This is a genomic window from Sulfitobacter sp. M368 (genome assembly GCF_025141875.1).
GTDB classification, from domain to species: domain Bacteria; phylum Pseudomonadota; class Alphaproteobacteria; order Rhodobacterales; family Rhodobacteraceae; genus Sulfitobacter; species Sulfitobacter mediterraneus_A.
Genome location: NZ_CP081113.1, coordinates 1,817,350 through 1,833,552, shown reverse-complemented (window position 1 = coordinate 1,833,552; position 16,203 = coordinate 1,817,350). Strand labels below are relative to the sequence as shown.

13 protein-coding genes and 1 other RNA gene are annotated in these 16,203 nt (G+C 58.3%); 5 read left to right on the top strand and 9 right to left on the bottom strand.

Annotated elements, in window-relative coordinates; genetic code table 11:
* Nucleotides 1–4: 4 nt before the first annotated feature.
* The 4 genes from K3754_RS09175 to K3754_RS09160 all read right to left on the bottom strand — a co-directional run bounded on the left by K3754_RS09175 (nt 5) and on the right by K3754_RS09160 (nt 4,481).
* Nucleotides 5–445 (bottom strand): TrgA family protein, encoded by a 441-nt coding sequence (locus tag K3754_RS09175; RefSeq protein WP_203211324.1) that lies wholly within the window; start codon nt 443–445, stop codon nt 5–7.
* Nucleotides 446–466: 21 nt separating this feature from the next.
* Entirely contained in the window at nt 467–1,678 is a 1,212-nt protein-coding gene (locus tag K3754_RS09170) for a cyclopropane-fatty-acyl-phospholipid synthase family protein (protein WP_259943050.1), read from the bottom strand.
* A gap of 88 nt (nt 1,679–1,766) precedes the next feature.
* Nucleotides 1,767–3,191: a deoxyribodipyrimidine photo-lyase gene (locus tag K3754_RS09165; protein ID WP_259943048.1), complete on the bottom strand. Its 1,425-nt coding sequence runs from the start codon at nt 3,189–3,191 to the stop codon at nt 1,767–1,769.
* Nucleotides 3,192–3,257: 66 nt separating this feature from the next.
* Complete coding sequence (locus tag K3754_RS09160) at nt 3,258–4,481, bottom strand: aminotransferase class V-fold PLP-dependent enzyme (protein ID WP_259943046.1); 1,224 nt, start codon at nt 4,479–4,481, stop codon at nt 3,258–3,260.
* A 321-nt stretch (nt 4,482–4,802) separates the two neighbouring features.
* Between K3754_RS09160 and K3754_RS09155 the strand changes: the two genes are divergently transcribed.
* On the top strand, nt 4,803–6,644 hold the full coding sequence (locus tag K3754_RS09155) for a BCCT family transporter (RefSeq protein ID WP_203211328.1): 1,842 nt from the start codon (nt 4,803–4,805) through the stop codon (nt 6,642–6,644).
* Between the two features lie 79 nt (nt 6,645–6,723).
* Here K3754_RS09155 and K3754_RS09150 read toward each other — a convergent pair whose 3' ends face one another.
* The 5 genes from K3754_RS09150 to K3754_RS09130 form a co-directional block, all read right to left on the bottom strand.
* A complete protein-coding gene (locus K3754_RS09150) occupies nt 6,724–7,143 on the bottom strand; it encodes an HIT family protein (RefSeq protein WP_259943044.1) in 420 nt (139 codons plus the stop codon).
* Between the two features lie 61 nt (nt 7,144–7,204).
* Nucleotides 7,205–7,687, bottom strand: coding sequence for a hypothetical protein (locus tag K3754_RS09145; protein WP_259943042.1), 483 nt, complete (start codon nt 7,685–7,687; stop codon nt 7,205–7,207).
* Nucleotides 7,684–8,670 (bottom strand): acryloyl-CoA reductase, encoded by a 987-nt coding sequence (gene acuI / locus K3754_RS09140; RefSeq protein WP_203211331.1) that lies wholly within the window; start codon nt 8,668–8,670, stop codon nt 7,684–7,686. The genes K3754_RS09145 and acuI overlap by 4 nt, the downstream gene beginning before the upstream one ends.
* A 100-nt stretch (nt 8,671–8,770) precedes the next feature.
* Entirely contained in the window at nt 8,771–9,874 is a 1,104-nt protein-coding gene (locus K3754_RS09135) for a dimethylsulfoniopropionate demethylase (RefSeq protein ID WP_259943038.1), read from the bottom strand.
* A complete protein-coding gene (locus K3754_RS09130; protein WP_259943036.1) occupies nt 9,874–10,383 on the bottom strand; it encodes a DinB family protein in 510 nt (169 codons plus the stop codon). The genes K3754_RS09135 and K3754_RS09130 overlap by 1 nt, the downstream gene beginning before the upstream one ends.
* Nucleotides 10,384–10,587: 204 nt before the next feature.
* On the opposite strand from K3754_RS09130, the gene K3754_RS09125 reads away from it, so the two are divergent.
* From K3754_RS09125 to K3754_RS09110, 4 genes are all read left to right on the top strand, one after another.
* Nucleotides 10,588–11,322 (top strand): FadR/GntR family transcriptional regulator, encoded by a 735-nt coding sequence (locus K3754_RS09125; protein WP_259943034.1) that lies wholly within the window; start codon nt 10,588–10,590, stop codon nt 11,320–11,322.
* 132 nt (nt 11,323–11,454) lie between these two features.
* A complete protein-coding gene (locus K3754_RS09120; RefSeq protein WP_259943033.1) occupies nt 11,455–14,463 on the top strand; it encodes a methyl-accepting chemotaxis protein in 3,009 nt (1,002 codons plus the stop codon).
* 44 nt (nt 14,464–14,507) lie between these two features.
* Nucleotides 14,508–14,857, top strand: a transfer-messenger RNA (tmRNA) gene (ssrA, locus tag K3754_RS09115).
* 84 nt (nt 14,858–14,941) lie between these two features.
* The gene (locus K3754_RS09110) at nt 14,942–16,087 is read left to right on the top strand and encodes an amidohydrolase (protein WP_259943293.1); all 1,146 of its coding nucleotides are present in this window, start codon (nt 14,942–14,944) and stop codon (nt 16,085–16,087) included.
* The last annotated feature ends 116 nt before the right edge of the window (nt 16,088–16,203 follow it).

Genomic DNA, 16,203 nt, shown 5'->3' with positions numbered 1-16,203 from the left:
GAACTTAGCGACCGTGCTTATGGGCAAACTCAACCAACAGACCGCTGAACACCGAAGCGATCACCGCAACGATCGTAATGGGCACGGTCATGATAATCACGGCAAATTCTGCACCGATCTGAAAAACGGCCACCATCGCCTCGAAAGGGCCATCGTAACGGTTGCGCATGGCAAGCCGGAACATCTCGTAAATGGCTTGAACACCGACGCCCCAGAGCAACAGAACAAAGACCCCCGTCAGACCATTGTTGATCGCCGCTGTCGTCCCGCGACCCGCGCGGCGGCCCATCACGAACCAACCCGCACAGAGACCAAGAACAATATTCAAGGGGATAAAATAGCCAAAATCCGTGCTCTCCGGCATCAGCGGCATGACCATCAAGGACAGGATATAGCCAACGACCGCCAAACAGACGGCTGCCATCAATTTTGCGGCGGTGGGCATGGGATGGCTCCTTAAGAAAGGTTAACCCGGTCGCCTTACCGTAATCTGTGTGACGTCGCAATTTCCACTGTCAAATGTAGCCGCGCAGGAAGTGAGGTAAAAATTCCACATGCGTCGGAACCGATCATCAAAGCCTAGCGTGGTGATCTGGTCCCATTTGTCGTTAAAGGTTTCATGCCACCGGCGCAGGGTGATATCATAGCTTTTGCCAAACTCGATGGATTTATCGACGATCAATCCGGCCTTCTCGACCTGTTCACGCAAGATCACCGGACTGGGCAACATACCGCCCGGAAAGATGTATTTCTGGATGAAATCAACGCCGCGTTTGTACACGTCCCAACGGGCATGATCGACGGTAATAATCTGCAAGGTCGCGGCACGGCCAGGTTTAAGACAATCGCGCAAAGCATTGAAATAAGTTGGCCAATATTTCTCGCCAACCGCCTCGAACATTTCGATACTTGCAATACCGTCATAATGGCCGGTCTCGTCGCGATAATCTTGAAGCTTTAGATTAACTTGCCCAGAAAGTCCCGCTTTTTCAATTCGTTCCTTGGCAAACTTAAACTGCTCTTCACTGATGGTCAGGCCTGTTACCTTGAGCCCGCGTTCCTTAGCGGCATATTCGGCAAACCCGCCCCAGCCACAGCCGATTTCCAGAACATGATCACCCGGCTTGACGCCCATCTGATCCACCATGGACTTGTACTTTTCGGTCTGCGCCGCCTCCAGCGACAGCTGAGCATTTTCATCGAACAACGCCGAGGAATAGGTCATCGTGTCATCCAGCCAGAGGCCGTAAAAATCGTTGCCCAGATCATAATGATAGCTGATGTTCTTGCGGGCCTGCGTTTTGGAATTGCTTTGCAGCCAGAACCGCATTTTCTCGAACAGGCGCACCATGCTCAGCCCCGGAAACCCGTCATAAAGCTCATCGTTGTCCGCATGAACGAGGTCCATGAAAGCCTGCAGATCGGGCGTGGACCACCATTCGTCAAGATAGGCGTCACTAAACCCAAGATCGCCCTCGCGGATCAGACGCGAGAACAGGTCATCGTTGTGGATATGCAATTCCGCGACCGGACCGGGCAATTTACCCTCGGCCCTGAACCGCCGTCCATCCGGCAAAACAAAGTCGAGCCGCCCGCGCTGCATGTCTTGTGCCATCGCAAAAACCCGCGCGAAATAGCGCGGAAGGTCTTTTTGCCCCTCTGTCGAGATCAAGGTCATATCACGCTCCCCTTCGTGCTCCTCAGGCGCAATCAGCTTACCGCGCTTCGCAGAATTAACAATTCCTTAATGATAGCGGCCGGTTTTCCTAATCTTTGCGGTTCTCATAAGCCGTCAGCGCCCTTTTGCGCCCCCCGTCAAGCGACACAATCGGCGTAGGATAGCTGTCTTGCGCATTCATGCCCCAGTGGCGCGGACAGGCCTCAAAGAAGGCAAGCGCATCGTCATGTGCCGCATCACGGCCTTCGGCAATCCAGCGGTCCACATAGGCGGCGTCTGGGTCAAATTTCTCGCGCTGGGTGACGGGATTGAACACGCGGAAATACGGCGCGGCATCCGGGCCTGACCCGGCGGTCCATTGCCAGCCCATTGCATTGCTGGCCGGATCCCAGTCAATCAAGCAGTCCTCGAACCACGCCTGCCCGATCCGCCAATGGGTCATCAGGTGTTTGGTCAGATAACTGGCCACGATCATCCGTGCGCGGTTGTGCATGCGGCCAGTCACATAGAGCTCCCGCATCGCTGCATCGACAAAAGGCACGCCCGTGCGGCCCTTTTTCCACGCCCAGACTTCGGCGGCGCGGCCATCATCTTTCCAAGGAAAATCGTCCCATTCCTCGCGCCAGTTCTGGTCCAGAATGCGCGGCGTATGGTGCATCAGATGATAGGCAAACTCGCGCCAGACCAGTTCTTTCAGGAAAGTCTCGGCGCCGCGTTTGCCTTCTTGCAGGGCGCGTTGGCCCGCATGCCAGCATTGATGCGGGCTGATCTCGCCCAGGCTGAGGTTCTCTGAGAGGTTGGACGTGCCATCCATCCCCGGCGTGTTCCGGTTGTCTTTGTAGCCATCAATCAGATGGGCAATGAAATGGCCCAGCCGCGCCTGTGCTGCGGCTTCACCCAATTGCACGAAGGGGCGCACAACCGCGGCACCGCGGTTCATCTCGGCCCCCATCTCCCATTCTGCCAAAGCATCACTTTTTGGCCAGTTTTCAGGGGGGTGCAGATCTGATGGGGCGCTGCGCGGCACCTCGACATCGTGGGTTTTCACCGTTTTCCAGAACGGCGAATAGACCTTGTAGTAGCCGCCCGTCTTGGTCTCCACCGTCCAAGGCTCAAACATCAGATGGCCACCAAAGGACCGCGCGTCGATACCCTGCTCTTTCAGCTCCGCTTTGATCTGACTGTCTCGTGCCACAGTTTGAGGATCATAAAGCCGCGACCAATAGACTGCGCCGGCACCGGTTTCCTTGATCAGATCCTGCAAGGCATCCAAAGCCTGGTCAGACCGCCGCAGGATCAGGCGGCTGCCCTTCTCTTCCAACGCCTCACCAAGCGCACCGACCCCGAGGCCCAGCCGCCATTTTGGTGCCGCGCCCAGATTTTCGCTCAGCCCGTCATGGACAAAAACCGGAATGACCGGCCGGCCACTGTCACAAGCCGCCGAAAGCGCCGCGTGATCGCTCAGCCGCAGATCCCGCCGAAACCAGACCAAGATCGGTGATGTATCGCTCATGCTATGCCCTTCTGGATTCTGCCTTTTCCTAAACTAGGGCGCGGCAGGAACCTTCAAGGCGCAAAATCACAAAACATCGTCCAATGCGTTCAAGAGCTGATCTACCTCGGCCTTTGTGGTGTAATGGGTAAAGCTGAGGCGCAGCACACCTTTGTCTTCATCCACACCCATCGCCTTCAATGCGCGGCCAGCGTAAAAGTCGCCGCCGCCTGCCATGATCCCGTGTTTGGCCAGCTCCGTTGCAGCCTCCAGGCCCGGACGGTTCAGCGCCATGGCCACTGTGGGTGCACGGCCCACCGCCTCTGCCGGACCAATCAGGCGCACAGAATTGCGATCCTTCACCGCGTCCAGCAACGGCTGCAACAGCGCGGTCTCATGATCCCGCATCATGTCATGCACCGCCGCGCCGCGCCCAGCGGCATCGGCATCCCCACCAATGTGATGGGCATAAAAGGCATCCACATAATCGGCCATCCCCGCAGAAGCGGCGACCTGCGCATGATCCGGGCCAGCAGGCGTCAGACGTTTGTAAAGTGTATCGCCGTTAAAGACATGCGCCTGATTTGGCAGCAGATTGCCCAAGGCACGCCGAATGACCATCAACCCCTGATGCGGGCCAAAGGTCTTGTATGCGGAGAACAGATAGATATCCGGGCCCATATTGCCCACATCAGCAAAGCCATGCGGCGCATATGACACGCCATCGACACAGACAAAGGCTCCCGCCGCATGGGCGAGTGCAGTGATCTCCACCACCGGATTGATCTGGCCAACAACGTTTGAGCAATGCGGGAAACACACCAGCCGCACATCTTCATCCAGCAGGTTTTCCAGATCATCGGTGTTCAACGCACCGGTATCGGGATCGACACACCATTCGCGCACCTCGATGCCCCGGTCCGCCAGACGCCGCCAAGGGCCGGTGTTGGCCTCGTGATCCTGGTTGGTCACGATGATCGCTTCGCCCGGCTCAAGCAACTGCCCAAAGGCCTGCGCCAAAACATAGGTGTTCTGCGTGGTCGAAGGCCCAAAGCTCAGCTCGTCGGTTTCTACCCCAAGAATAGCTGCCATGCGGCGGCGGGCCTCGTCCATCTCCTGACCACCAAGCTGGCTGGCCTCATAAGGGGCGTAAGGCTGGACCTTGCGCTGGGTGTAAAACCGCGTCAGTCGGTCAATCACCGGTTTGCAGGTGTAAGACCCGCCAGCGTTCTCGAAAAAAGCCTGCCCTTGAAGGGATGGCTCGGCGAAGGCGGGAAATTGGGCCCGGACCCATGCGGTATCTAATGTCATGGCGGCACATTTCTACAGCCAACGGCCCGCGTCAAACCCAAAACCAAGTTGTTGAAAAACCGAAACTGAGCGGTTGCCGGACCGCCCCAAGCGTTCAAGCCGACAAAAATACCTGCCAAATTGTCGTATTTTGCGTCATACTGTCGCGGCACAGCATATGTGCATGTTTCGAATTTGTAACACGTTCGGGTCAAGGTGCGGACCCAAATCTGTTTACCGCGCCCTTCAAAGTGGGTGTTCATGCCACGCCAGTTCCCGGCGCGGCAGTTGCCCCACGCAAAACAGATCGCGTGCAGCGATCGACAAACAGGGACACTTCTCATGTCAGTCAAACCTCCTTTTACGGATCTAGATATCCAAACGCAGGATGGCGGATTCTACGAAGGCTATAGCCTTCCAATTGCCTTGATATCAAAGATCAGCATGGTTCTGCTGGTGCTATGGGCGCTTATCTTTCCGCTCAATGCCGGCAGCATGCTGTCGAGCATCAACTCAACATTGCTGCAAAGCTTTAACACCTTCTACATTCTTGCCGTTGGTGCCTTTGCGTTCTTTCTCTTTGCCATCGCGCTGATCCCCTCCACGGGCAAGCGCGTCCTGGGCACACCGGGCCAAAAGCCGGAGTTCAGCAACTTTTCCTGGTTCTCGATGATGTTCGGCGCCGGTCTGGGTGTGGGTCTGATGACCTTTGCCACGGCAGAACCTCTTGGCCTTTGGGGCTCCAACCCGGTGCTGCTGTCCAGTGACATTGCACCAAATACCCCCGAGGCACTGCAATCTGGCTACCGCTATACCTTCGCGCACTACGGCTTTCACGCCTGGGCGATCTATGTCGTGACCGGTCTCAGCCTTGCCTATTACGCCTACACACGCGGCATGCCGCTGACGATCCGTTCGGCGCTGACGCCCCTCATTGGCAAATATGCCAACGGGTTTTTTGGCCACGTGATCGACGTGCTTGGCGTTGTGGCAACGATCCTTGGTGTCTCTGTGACAATCGGCTTCGGCGTAAGCCAGCTTGTTGATGGCGCTTATGCAATCACCGGCGCAGGCTGGTTGATGGACACCACAGGTGACACACCAACAGCCACCAAAGCAGGCCTGATCACAGCACTTGTGATGATCATGGCGCTGTCGATCCTGTCGGCGGTTTCAGGGGTTGGGCGCGGCGTTAAGTGGTTGTCAAACATCAACCTCGTACTCTCGCTGATCCTGCTTTTGACATTCGTCATCTTTGGCTCGTTCCTCTTTGCGATGACAACCTATGCATCGGCATTTGTGGATTACATCCTCAACTTCATCTCGCTGAGCTTTGCCGCACATGGTCCGGTTTCGGCTGACATGTTCGCCTCGACGGCACCTGCGGCAGTTCAGGCACTGGAAGCCGACCAACTCGCAACGGTCTATGGCGGTGCGACAAACGCATGGGGCAGCTTTGGCGGCTTCACAACCAGCGTTGCGGATGCGGGCATCACCTTGTCCGAAGCAGACCTGGCCGCCGCCTATGCAGCCGGTACCGAAGGACGCCTCTTCAACTGGCAGGCCGGTTGGACAACGTTCTACTGGGCTTGGTGGATCGCGTTCTCGCCATTTGTGGGTCTGTTCCTGGCCCGCATTTCCAAAGGCCGCTCGGTGCGTGAATTCGTATTGGGCGCCGTGATTGCACCATCCCTGGTTTGCTTTGCCTGGATGACCATCCTCGGCGGCACAGCCATTGATCTGGAACTGTCCGGCACCGCAGATGGCGCCATCATCGCGGCCTCCAACTCGGCCAAGCTGTTCGTGACACTGGAACAGATGCTGTCGGGCGGTGTGCTTCAGGCGCTGATCGTCATGTGTGTTGTACTGATCATGACCTTCTTGGTGACTTCCGCAGACTCCGGCATTCTGGTGATGAACACCATCATGTCCGGCGGTGCAGAAGAAACCGGCGTCAAACACCGTATCATCTGGGGTGTGATCCTGACGCTGGTGATCGGCACGCTGCTGCTGGCCGGCGGTGGCGGTCTGTCGGCCCTGCAAAACGCGATGATCATCGGGGCATTGCCCTTTACGATGGTTATGGTTGGCATGGTGCTGGCGCTGATCAAGGCGCTTTACAACGATGGACGCCGCGACAGCGCGGGCATTGCAACAGATGTCGCAGGCCAGCCCGCTGAATAAGCGCTAGACCACTCAAAGCAAACAAAAAAGGCGGCGTCCGGGAAACCGGGCGCCGCCTTTTCATTGCGCGAAAGAGACCTCAGTCGATGGCCGCTGCGATCGCCTCGGCATGGCTCTTGATCAGATCCATGTCCCCCATCGTCCCCGCAGGGCGCATCGGCACGCCCGCATGGCGCGGATGGATGTGGAAATGCAGGTGAAACACCTCCTGCCCGCCTGCCGCTTCACTGAACTGTTGCAGGGTGATCCCATCGGCCTCAAACGCGGACTTGGCTGCGTTTGCCACTTTCTTGACCGTCGCCATACAGGCTGCCAACTGCTCGGGCGAGGCGTCTAGAATGTTGCGGCACGGGGTTTTGGGGATCACCAGACAATGCCCGTCACTGCGCGGCATGATGTCCATAAAGCAATAGGTTGCGTCGTCCTCGTAGACCTTGAAACTGGGGATCTCCCCCCGCAGGATCTTGGCAAAGATATTATCGTCGTCATAGGCGCTCATCATGGTCTCCTGATCTCTTTGCCCCTGTCTAAAGGCAAGGCGGCCCGCCGTCGAGACACCCCTAAACCAACCGCGCCCGCGCCGCCCTGAGCAAGGACCGCGCATAGAACCGATGTAGCGGAACTATGGCCCGCGCCAGCCAGGGCAACTCCTGCCCGGCGCGCGGCACCACCGCCGATCCAAACAACAAGCGTGTTCCGCCCCCGGCGGTGTCCTCCACCGCCAGATAAGACCGCGTATGCCCGCCCAGATCGCGCATCAGGATCTGCCCGTCACCGCGCCCCTCTACGGTCCAGGCAGCATAGGCATCCGCCGACCCCGCCGCCACCGGCGCAATGTCCCAGTTGATGGGTTTGCCCCGCAAATGCCCCCGCAACACAAGCTTTTCCAAACCAAACAGCCAACTGCCGTAAAAAGCTTCCAGAAAAGCAGGCAGCGCCACCTTTTGCGGCAGCGCTGTCTCAAAACAATCGGTGTAACACCCTGCCTGCGCGGCATAGCGCTGCAACAGCGCCTCCTCCGGCAGGGCGCAGGCGGCGATCATCCCGCGTTCACATCCACAACAACGCGGCCCTGCACCTGCCCCTTGAGGATATCGGCCCCAAGCTGCGGCAAATCAGCCAAAGTGGCCGGGCGCACCATCGCTTCCAGCTTCTCCATCGGCAGATCTTTTGCGATCCGCTCCCAGGCGCGCAACCGGTTGTCATAGGGCTGCATCACGCTATCGATGCCCAAAAGGTTCACCCCGCGCAGCAGGAACGGGATCACGGTCGCCGGAAGACCGGCACCGCCCGCAAGACCCACCGCCGCAACGCTGGCGCCATATTCCATCTGGCCCAGAACCCGCGCCAACATGGCGCCGCCCACAGCATCGACACAGCCGCCCCAGGTTTCGCCCTCAAGAGGGCGCTTGACGGTCTCGTTCAGCTCCTCACGCGGCACGATCTGGCTTGCACCGAGATCGCGCAGATAGGCTTCGGTCTCCGGCCGTCCGGTAACTGCCGCCACCTTGTACCCCAAATGCGCCAATATCGCGGTCGCCACAGACCCAACGCCGCCAGCAGCCCCGGTCACCAACACCGGCCCGGCCTTGATCCCGTGATCCTCCAGCGCCATGACCGACAACATCGCGGTAAATCCGGCCGTGCCGACCGCCATCGCCTGACGCGTGTCCAGACCCGCAGGCAGCGGCACCAGCCAATCGGCCTTCACCCGTGCCTTCTGGGAATAGCCGCCCCAATGGGCCTCGCCGACGCGCCATCCCGTCAACACCACCTTGTCACCGGGCTTGTAACGGTCATCATCCGAAGCCTCGACCGTTCCGGAAAAATCAATTCCCGGCACATGCGGATAATTTCGCACCAAGCCGCCCCCTGGCCCGATGCACAAACCATCCTTGTAATTCACCGTCGAATACTCAACTGCCACCGTCACTTCTGCCTGCGGCAGCTGATCCAATGTCATCTCCTCTACCGCGGCAGAGGTCTTGCCATCCTCATCCTTGTTCACAACCAGTGCTTTAAACATCTCATTCTCCATTCCGGGGACTGTCCCCCTCATGCCTTTTTGGCTCTAAATATTCCGGGGGTGCGGGGGCTGGCCCCCGCTCCTGCCCTCTGATCTTGTCTCAGGACCAAAAGCCCTCGCGCACCACCGCGCCGCGCAGGCCGCCGGGCGTTTCCACCTGCAAACGCCTGCCCGGTGCCCAATGACTTTTGCGCACCATCCCGATGGCAACATTGGTCTGAAAATCCGGTGACCACACCGCGGAACTGACATGCCCGACCTGTCGGCCTTCGTCAAACAGCGGCCACAGCCGATCACAGCCCGCCAATGGCTCGCCCTCAATGTCAATCGCGCGGATCTGCTGCACCGGCCCTTCATCCGCGCAGGCTTGCAGGGCCGAATGCCCGATGCACTGGGCCTCGGGCCCGACCTTGCAGAACTTACCCAGCCCACATTCAAACGGCGTATTGGCGCGGGTCATGTCATTGCCATAGCTCAGAAGCCCGCCTTCGATCCGCTCAATCAGGTTCGGACAACCGGCGCGGACATCCAGATCTTGCCCCGCCTCCATCAATGCGTCCCACAGCGGCATGCCCAGATCACTCCCCTCTAGGTAGATTTCAAATCCACCCTGTTTGGAATAGCCCGACCGTGCCACGACCAGCGCCCGCCCCTGAAAATCAAAGCGGCCGAACCGGAAGAACCGCACATCGCGCACCGCCTCGCCAAAGACCCGTGCCATCAGATCATCGGCCAGCGGGCCTTGCACGCCAAGCGGGCTGACATCCGGCTCCTCAATGGTCACATCCAGGTTCCGGCCAAACGCCACACCCTTGACCCAGAGCAACAGATCGCTGTCGGCAATCGAGATCCACCAGCGATCCTCGGCCAACTTGACGGCCACCGGATCGTTCAACATGCCGCCGGCCTCATCGACAATCGGAACATAGTAACACTGACCGACCTGCATCTTGTCCAAGGCGCGCGGTGTCAGCAATTGCATCAGCTGCGCCGCATCTGGCCCGCGCAATTCAACCTGCCGTTCACAGGACACATCCCAGATTTGCACAGCCTTCTTGAGGTGATGATAGTCCGCCTCGACGCTTTCAAATACCGTGGGCAGCAGCATCCGGTTGTAAACGGTAAAGGCCTTTACGCCCGCAGCTTCGACGCCGTCAGAGAAGGGTGTGCGCCGCAGCCGGCGGGAAGGTGAGATAAATGCCATCAAAGGTCCTCCGGCATAAAAAGAAGATCGGTCACCGGCGCTTTTTGACCGGCGGCGGTAAGCATTGCATGTACTTGACCCCGATGGTGGGTCTGGTGGTTGAAGTAGTGGGTGATACACAATGAAAGTGGTGTCTTAACTTCCTCCTCCATCGATATGGATTTCCACGTTAATTCACCTGTCAGATCGACCTGTCTAAGGCGGTCAGCCCAGGCAATGATCCTCTTGTCGCAGCGAAACCGCTCTGACGACCAGATCGAAATTGTAGGATATAAATCAATGAACTGCGACGCGTTTGCAATCTTTGGATAGTCACCGCCAGCAAAGCGGGACAGCCACAGGAGATCACCCCACAGCAGATGATTCAAAGTCCCCTTAATAGACCCGAAAAACGCGCCGCGATCCAGCTCAACCTCCGCATCATCCATCTGTTTAAGAATGGAGTACAACTGGTTGTTTTGCCACAAGTTATATCGAGACATGATCTTAACATAGTCAGGTGTAATCACATTAAGTTCTCCATTTAATTGTCCACTTTCAGAGTGTTAGATATCATTCCTAATGCAAAGCTTGAATGCGAACACGTCTACGTGCGCCTTCGCTTCATTTCTGTGCCCCGGCCTTAAGTTCGAAGAAGCAAAGCCTTTTCAATTCCGGTCAATTTCCCTAATGTCAGACAATTGATAATCCGGCAAACTTTAAATGTAAGACATATGAAAATTGATCCCGAAAATCCGGCAGATTTGCCGGTTCAAATCGCAGCGGCCATTCGTGATGCCATTGTTCAGGGGCGTCTGATCGTTGATCAACGCCTGCCAACCGAGGCCGAGCTTGCCGACAGTTTCGGCGTCTCCCGCCCCACGGTGCGCGAGGCACTTAAACGACTGGCCGCACAATCCCTGATCCGCACACAGCGTGGTGCAACGGGCGGTGCATTTGTCAATCGCATCACATTTCGCGAAGCGCAGCAACAGCAGATCACAACCTCCACCCTGCTGCTTTCCATGAATGACGTCAGTTTCGAAACCGCTTGCGAGGCACGTTTCGCACTGGAACGCGCCTGTGCACCCCTGGCCGCGGAACGCCGCGAAGCGACACATTTGGCAACCATGCGAGACCAGATCACCCGCCAGCGCAGCGAGGATCTGACGGATGAGGCATTCTGCGCCTCTGATGTGGCCTTTCACCGCGCCTTGGTGGATGCAGCCGGAAATCCGGTTTTGTCCTATCAGCTTGCCGGGGCTGTTGAAGCCATGCAGCCATTGATGAACATGATCACATTCACGGCGCGCTCACGCAGTGGCGTGGCCGATTTGCATCAACAGATCGCTGATGCAGCACAGGCCCGTGATGCCAATGCAATCACCTTGGGGTTGCAGGCCCTTGAACGCGAGACACGCGCGCTCGGGCGTGATGTATTTGCCGCCCGTGCCGGGAATTCCTCCTGACGGACCCATCAGCCACTCCGCGCGAAAGCTGCGCAAAGCTTTCTTAATCTTCATGCCCTAGGGCTGTGCCTGTTGCCCGTTCCCGCCACCTTGCGGGCGGGCATGCCACCATGATGAAGAGATGCATCCCTGATGAAGACACTGCGCATTTCGGCAAAGCTGCCGCTGATCATTGTCGGCCTGTGCTGTTTGGCCGCGGGCGCAATGGGCCTGATGGCGGTGAGCGCGGCACACGACATCTTGGAAAGCCAGGCCCGCACACGACTGTCGAGCATCGCACAGGCGCAGATCGCATCGACCGAGGCCGCGCTGAAGGCAATGCGCACCAGCATTGTCTCTCAGTCAAACTCGCCGGTGTTCAGATCCACCATGACCTCCCTCATTGGCGCATCCGAGGCGATCCCCGGCGACAAAACCGAATACCTGCAAACCCGCTACATCACCGAGAATGAGCATCCCTACGGGCAACGGCAGCTTACCGATTTTGTCAAAGGCCGCGATGCCTACAACCGGGCCCACCGCAAGGCGCATCCCTATTTTCGGTCCCTCACGGAGAAGAACAACTTTTCGGATTTCTACCTGCTCGATGAAAAAGGTTACGTTCTTTATAGTGTGATGAAAAACGAGGACTTTGCTGTCAATCTGGCGAGCGCCGATCACAAAGACCATGGGTTGGCGCGGGTCTTTGGGCGGATCATGTCAGATCCGGCGAACGCCCCGCAATTCGTCTTCGAGGATTTCAGCGACTACCCCCTGAAAGGCACCCCATATTCTGCCTTTATGGCAACCCCGATTCTCGCGTCGAACGGTGCGATCATCGGGGTTTTTGCCGTGCGCATTGAACCTGCCGCCCTACAGCCTTCGGCGGATGCGGCAGAGGGGCTCGGCCAAACCGGGGTTCTGTTTGCCGTTGGTGCGGATGGGCGCATGCGAATTGGCCCCGACGCCGGAGCGCTGCGCGCCGCGATAGAACAGGACGGGCCGGTTGCAGGGGCGCTCGCGGGTTTGCAGGGTGTGCAAACCGGCAATTCCGACGCAGGCACGCCGGTGATCTCCGCATTTGGCCAGGTGCAGTTCGAAGACAGCCGATGGGCCATCGTTGCGCAGCAGGACACAGCAGAAATGTTTGCTCAGGCCAGTGTTCTGGAAAGATCGGTTCTCGAACGGGGCGTATTGCTTTTGATTGTGGCGGCGATCGTCGCGATTGTCGTATCCAAAAGCCTGACCCGCCCCCTTGACCGTGTTCGTCAATCCATGATCTCGGTCGCTGAAGGAGATTTGACCGCACAAGTGCCCGCAGCACGGCGCGGCGACGAAATTGGCGACATCGCCCTCACATTGGACCGTTTGCGCCGCTCCTTGTTGGAGGCCCGCAGCACCGAAGAACGCGCCGCCGTCCTGGGCGCCGCGCTGCAGGCTGCCAGTGCAAGCCTGATGATTGTCGATGAAACTCTCACCGTGCAACACGCCAACACCGCGGCCAACACGATGCTTGCCAGCTTCGGAGCCGACACGGCAAAGGCCGGGGATACCCCCCGGCCCATTGACCTCGCACAGTTTTTGGGCACGGATGCCGAAACTGTGCGTCAAGTCGCCCAAGGTTCCATTCCGGAAAGTGCAATCGATCTGGCGGTCGAAGACCGGCGATTGTCGCTCGCCCTGCGCACCTTGTTTGACGGTGATGTGGCTTGCGGCGCTGTTGTGGAATGGATCGACCGCACTGCAGATTTCCGCAAAACCGCGCTGCTCAATGCCATCGAACAGCGGCAATGCATCATTGAATTTACGCCCGCTGGAAAAGTGCTTGAAATCAACAATAAGCTGCAAAATCTACTTTGCGGCACGCGCGAAGACTTTGCCGGGCGTGACGTGGCGCAAATGCTGGTACTCGATCCCGCCAAAATCGCCCATCCGGATGGCTTCTGGCCCGGTGTTTTGGACGCGGGCGCTGTTTGGGGGCAATTTCTGGTGCAGGGCACCGAAGGCCATCAGATTTGGCTGGATGGCGGATTGACCGTTGTGGCGGATGACCAAGATCAACCGCTGACGATTGTGATGATCGGCAATGACGTGTCACAAGCCCGTGCCGCAATGGAAGCGGCCACAGCCGAACAGGAACAAACCGCCCAGGATCAACGCGACGTGGTAACCAACCTTGGCAACGCGCTCAGCCGTTTGGCCGAGGGAGACCTGACCGCCGCCATCAATCAGGCCTTTGCCGGTGAGTACGATCAGCTGCGCCGCGATTTCAACAGCGCGGTTGACGGGCTGTGCGAGACTATGACCGGATTGGTTCGCAGCTCTCACGCCATTGACAGCAGCGCCCAGGAGGTCGCCAGCGCAAGTGATGACGTATTGAACCGAACCAATGCACAATCGGCGACACTGGCCGCAACCGCGCAAGATATCAGCAGAACCACACAGTCCCTCACTGAAACGGCAGAGCGGTCACAATCCATCAGTGACATGGTGTCAACCACCCGCGAAAGCGCAACCACCTCAAGCCGGGTGATGGGCGATGCGGTTGTGGCCATGGACGAGATCGAAAAATCATCCGCGGCAATCTCAAACATCACAAAACTGATCGAAGAAATTGCCTTTCAAACCAATCTTCTGGCCCTCAATGCCGGAGTCGAGGCGGCCCGCGCCGGCGAAGCGGGGCGCGGCTTTGCCGTGGTCGCCACCGAGGTCCGCGCCCTGTCCCAGCGCAGCTCGAACGCCGCTGCTGACATTAACTCGGTCATCGCCCAAACCACCAAACAAATCTCTCAGGGCGCAGAACTGGTCGCCCGCGCTGGCGAATCCCTGGATGAGATATTGGGGAAAATCAGCGATATTTCGGTGCAGGTTGTGGACATCGCCAAATTTTCGACCAGCCAGAGCCAAAGCCTGTCGCAGATTGATACCGCTGTGCGCGAACTGGACGAAGTTACACGTCACAATGCGCAATTGCTATCGGACACCACCCAGATCAGCCGCGCGTTGAAGGCCGAGGCGGATGGATTGGTCGCGGCAGGGGCAAAATTCCAGATCTCCACCCTGCCCGATCATGTTGCCGTGCATCCGGCCCATACCGCGATAGACCAACGGACCTCAGTCAACGCCCACCAAACAGAAAACCGAACGCCGCTTGCCGGATGACCCATTCCGCCCCGTGCCTCAAAATGCGGAATTTTCAACAGCAACCGTTTGCAATGCCCCGGCAGCGCCCCTATATTACAGCTGTCCTTCGGGACTATGAACATAAACGCGCTCGTAATACGCGGATCGGACCCGGGGGCGGTACCCGGCGGCTCCACCAAACATCCTTCATTTGGGGATCATGGGGCCGAAATAGGATCGACGAACGTCTAAAGGGGTTAGCTTTGTTTCGGCTGTCTGCCACCGTTATCGGCGAAAACTGTACAATTGCAAATGACAATCGTGCTCCAGTAGCAATGGCCGCGTAAGCGACCGGAGATACTGAAATCTTAAGTCCTAGCGCCTTGCAGCACTAGGCGGGGTTCGCAGGTACCTGGCAACAGAAACCTGCACTTTCCCCCCCTTCAGGTTCTGCTTCGGATTGTCCGCCTTGTGACTTTGCGCCATGGTGGCGCAAATTGACCCTGAGGTTGTTCCCTTGCTGACAAATTCCGATCTGGTGGAGCTGACCGCTTTCCGCCGTGCCCTGCACCGCCGCCCCGAAATCTCCGGCCAGGAGGCCGAGACCGCCCGCACCATTCAGACGGCATTGGGCGATCTGGCCCCAAGCCGTATCCTGACGGATCTGGGCGGTCATGGGGTCGCGGCGGTCTTTGACAGCGGCCAGCCCGGACCGACGGTGCTGTTTCGCGCCGAACTGGATGCGCTGCCGATTGAGGAACTTTCGGACGCCCCGTGGGTGTCCGAAATCCCCGGCAAGGGGCATTTGTGCGGCCACGATGGCCATATGACCATGTTGCTGGCGCTTGGCCGGATGCTGTCGCGGCAGCCGGTGCAAAAGGGGCGCGTTGTCCTGATGTTCCAACCTGCCGAAGAAGACGGTAGCGGCGCGCGGGCCGTGGTCGCAGATCCGGACTATGCCGAGATTGCGCCCGATTGGGCCTTTGCCATCCACAATGAGCCGGGCAAACCCTTTGGGCATGTCTCCACCCGTGCGGGGCTGATCAACTGCGCCTCGCTGGGCCTGCAGATCCGGCTCAGTGGCAAAACCGCCCATGCCGCAGAACCAGAAGAGGGCCGGTCCCCTGCCTTGGCCGTGGCCGAACTGATCCCGGCATTGGGCGCATTGGGCGTTGGTGGCGCGTTGACCGATGATTTCAAGCTGGTGACCATCACCCATGTCAACATTGGCGAGCCGACCTTTGGCATCGCGCCTGCCGATGCGGTGATCAATGCCACCCTGCGCACCGCGCAGGACGACGGACTTGATGCGCTGCAACAAGCCGCCCGGCAATTGGCAACAGAAGCTGCCAAGCAGCATGACCTGAATGTTCAATTTGAGGTGTTTGACCATTTCAACGCCTCGATCAATGATCCGGAGGCCGCCGCCCTGGCCGTTGCCGCAATGGACGCAATCGGGGTTTCGAATGACGACAGCGGCCTGCCGATGCGGGCCTCAGAGGATTTTGGCGTCTTTGGTTGGAACGCAAAAGCCGCCATGCTCTGCCTTGGGCCGGGGGTGGATTTTGCGGCCCTACACAACCCTGATTACGACTTTCCCGATGATCTGATCCCCATCGGTGCGGCAATTTTTGAACGGATCGCGCGCGACATATTGGGCTAGGCGCAACGCGCGCGCCGCTTGACAATGCCGCACATCAATGATGGTTTGACCTCATGGGGAGCAACCGCGAACGCCCCGTGAGGCGCCAGCCAAAAGTTCGCATGTATCCACAAAAA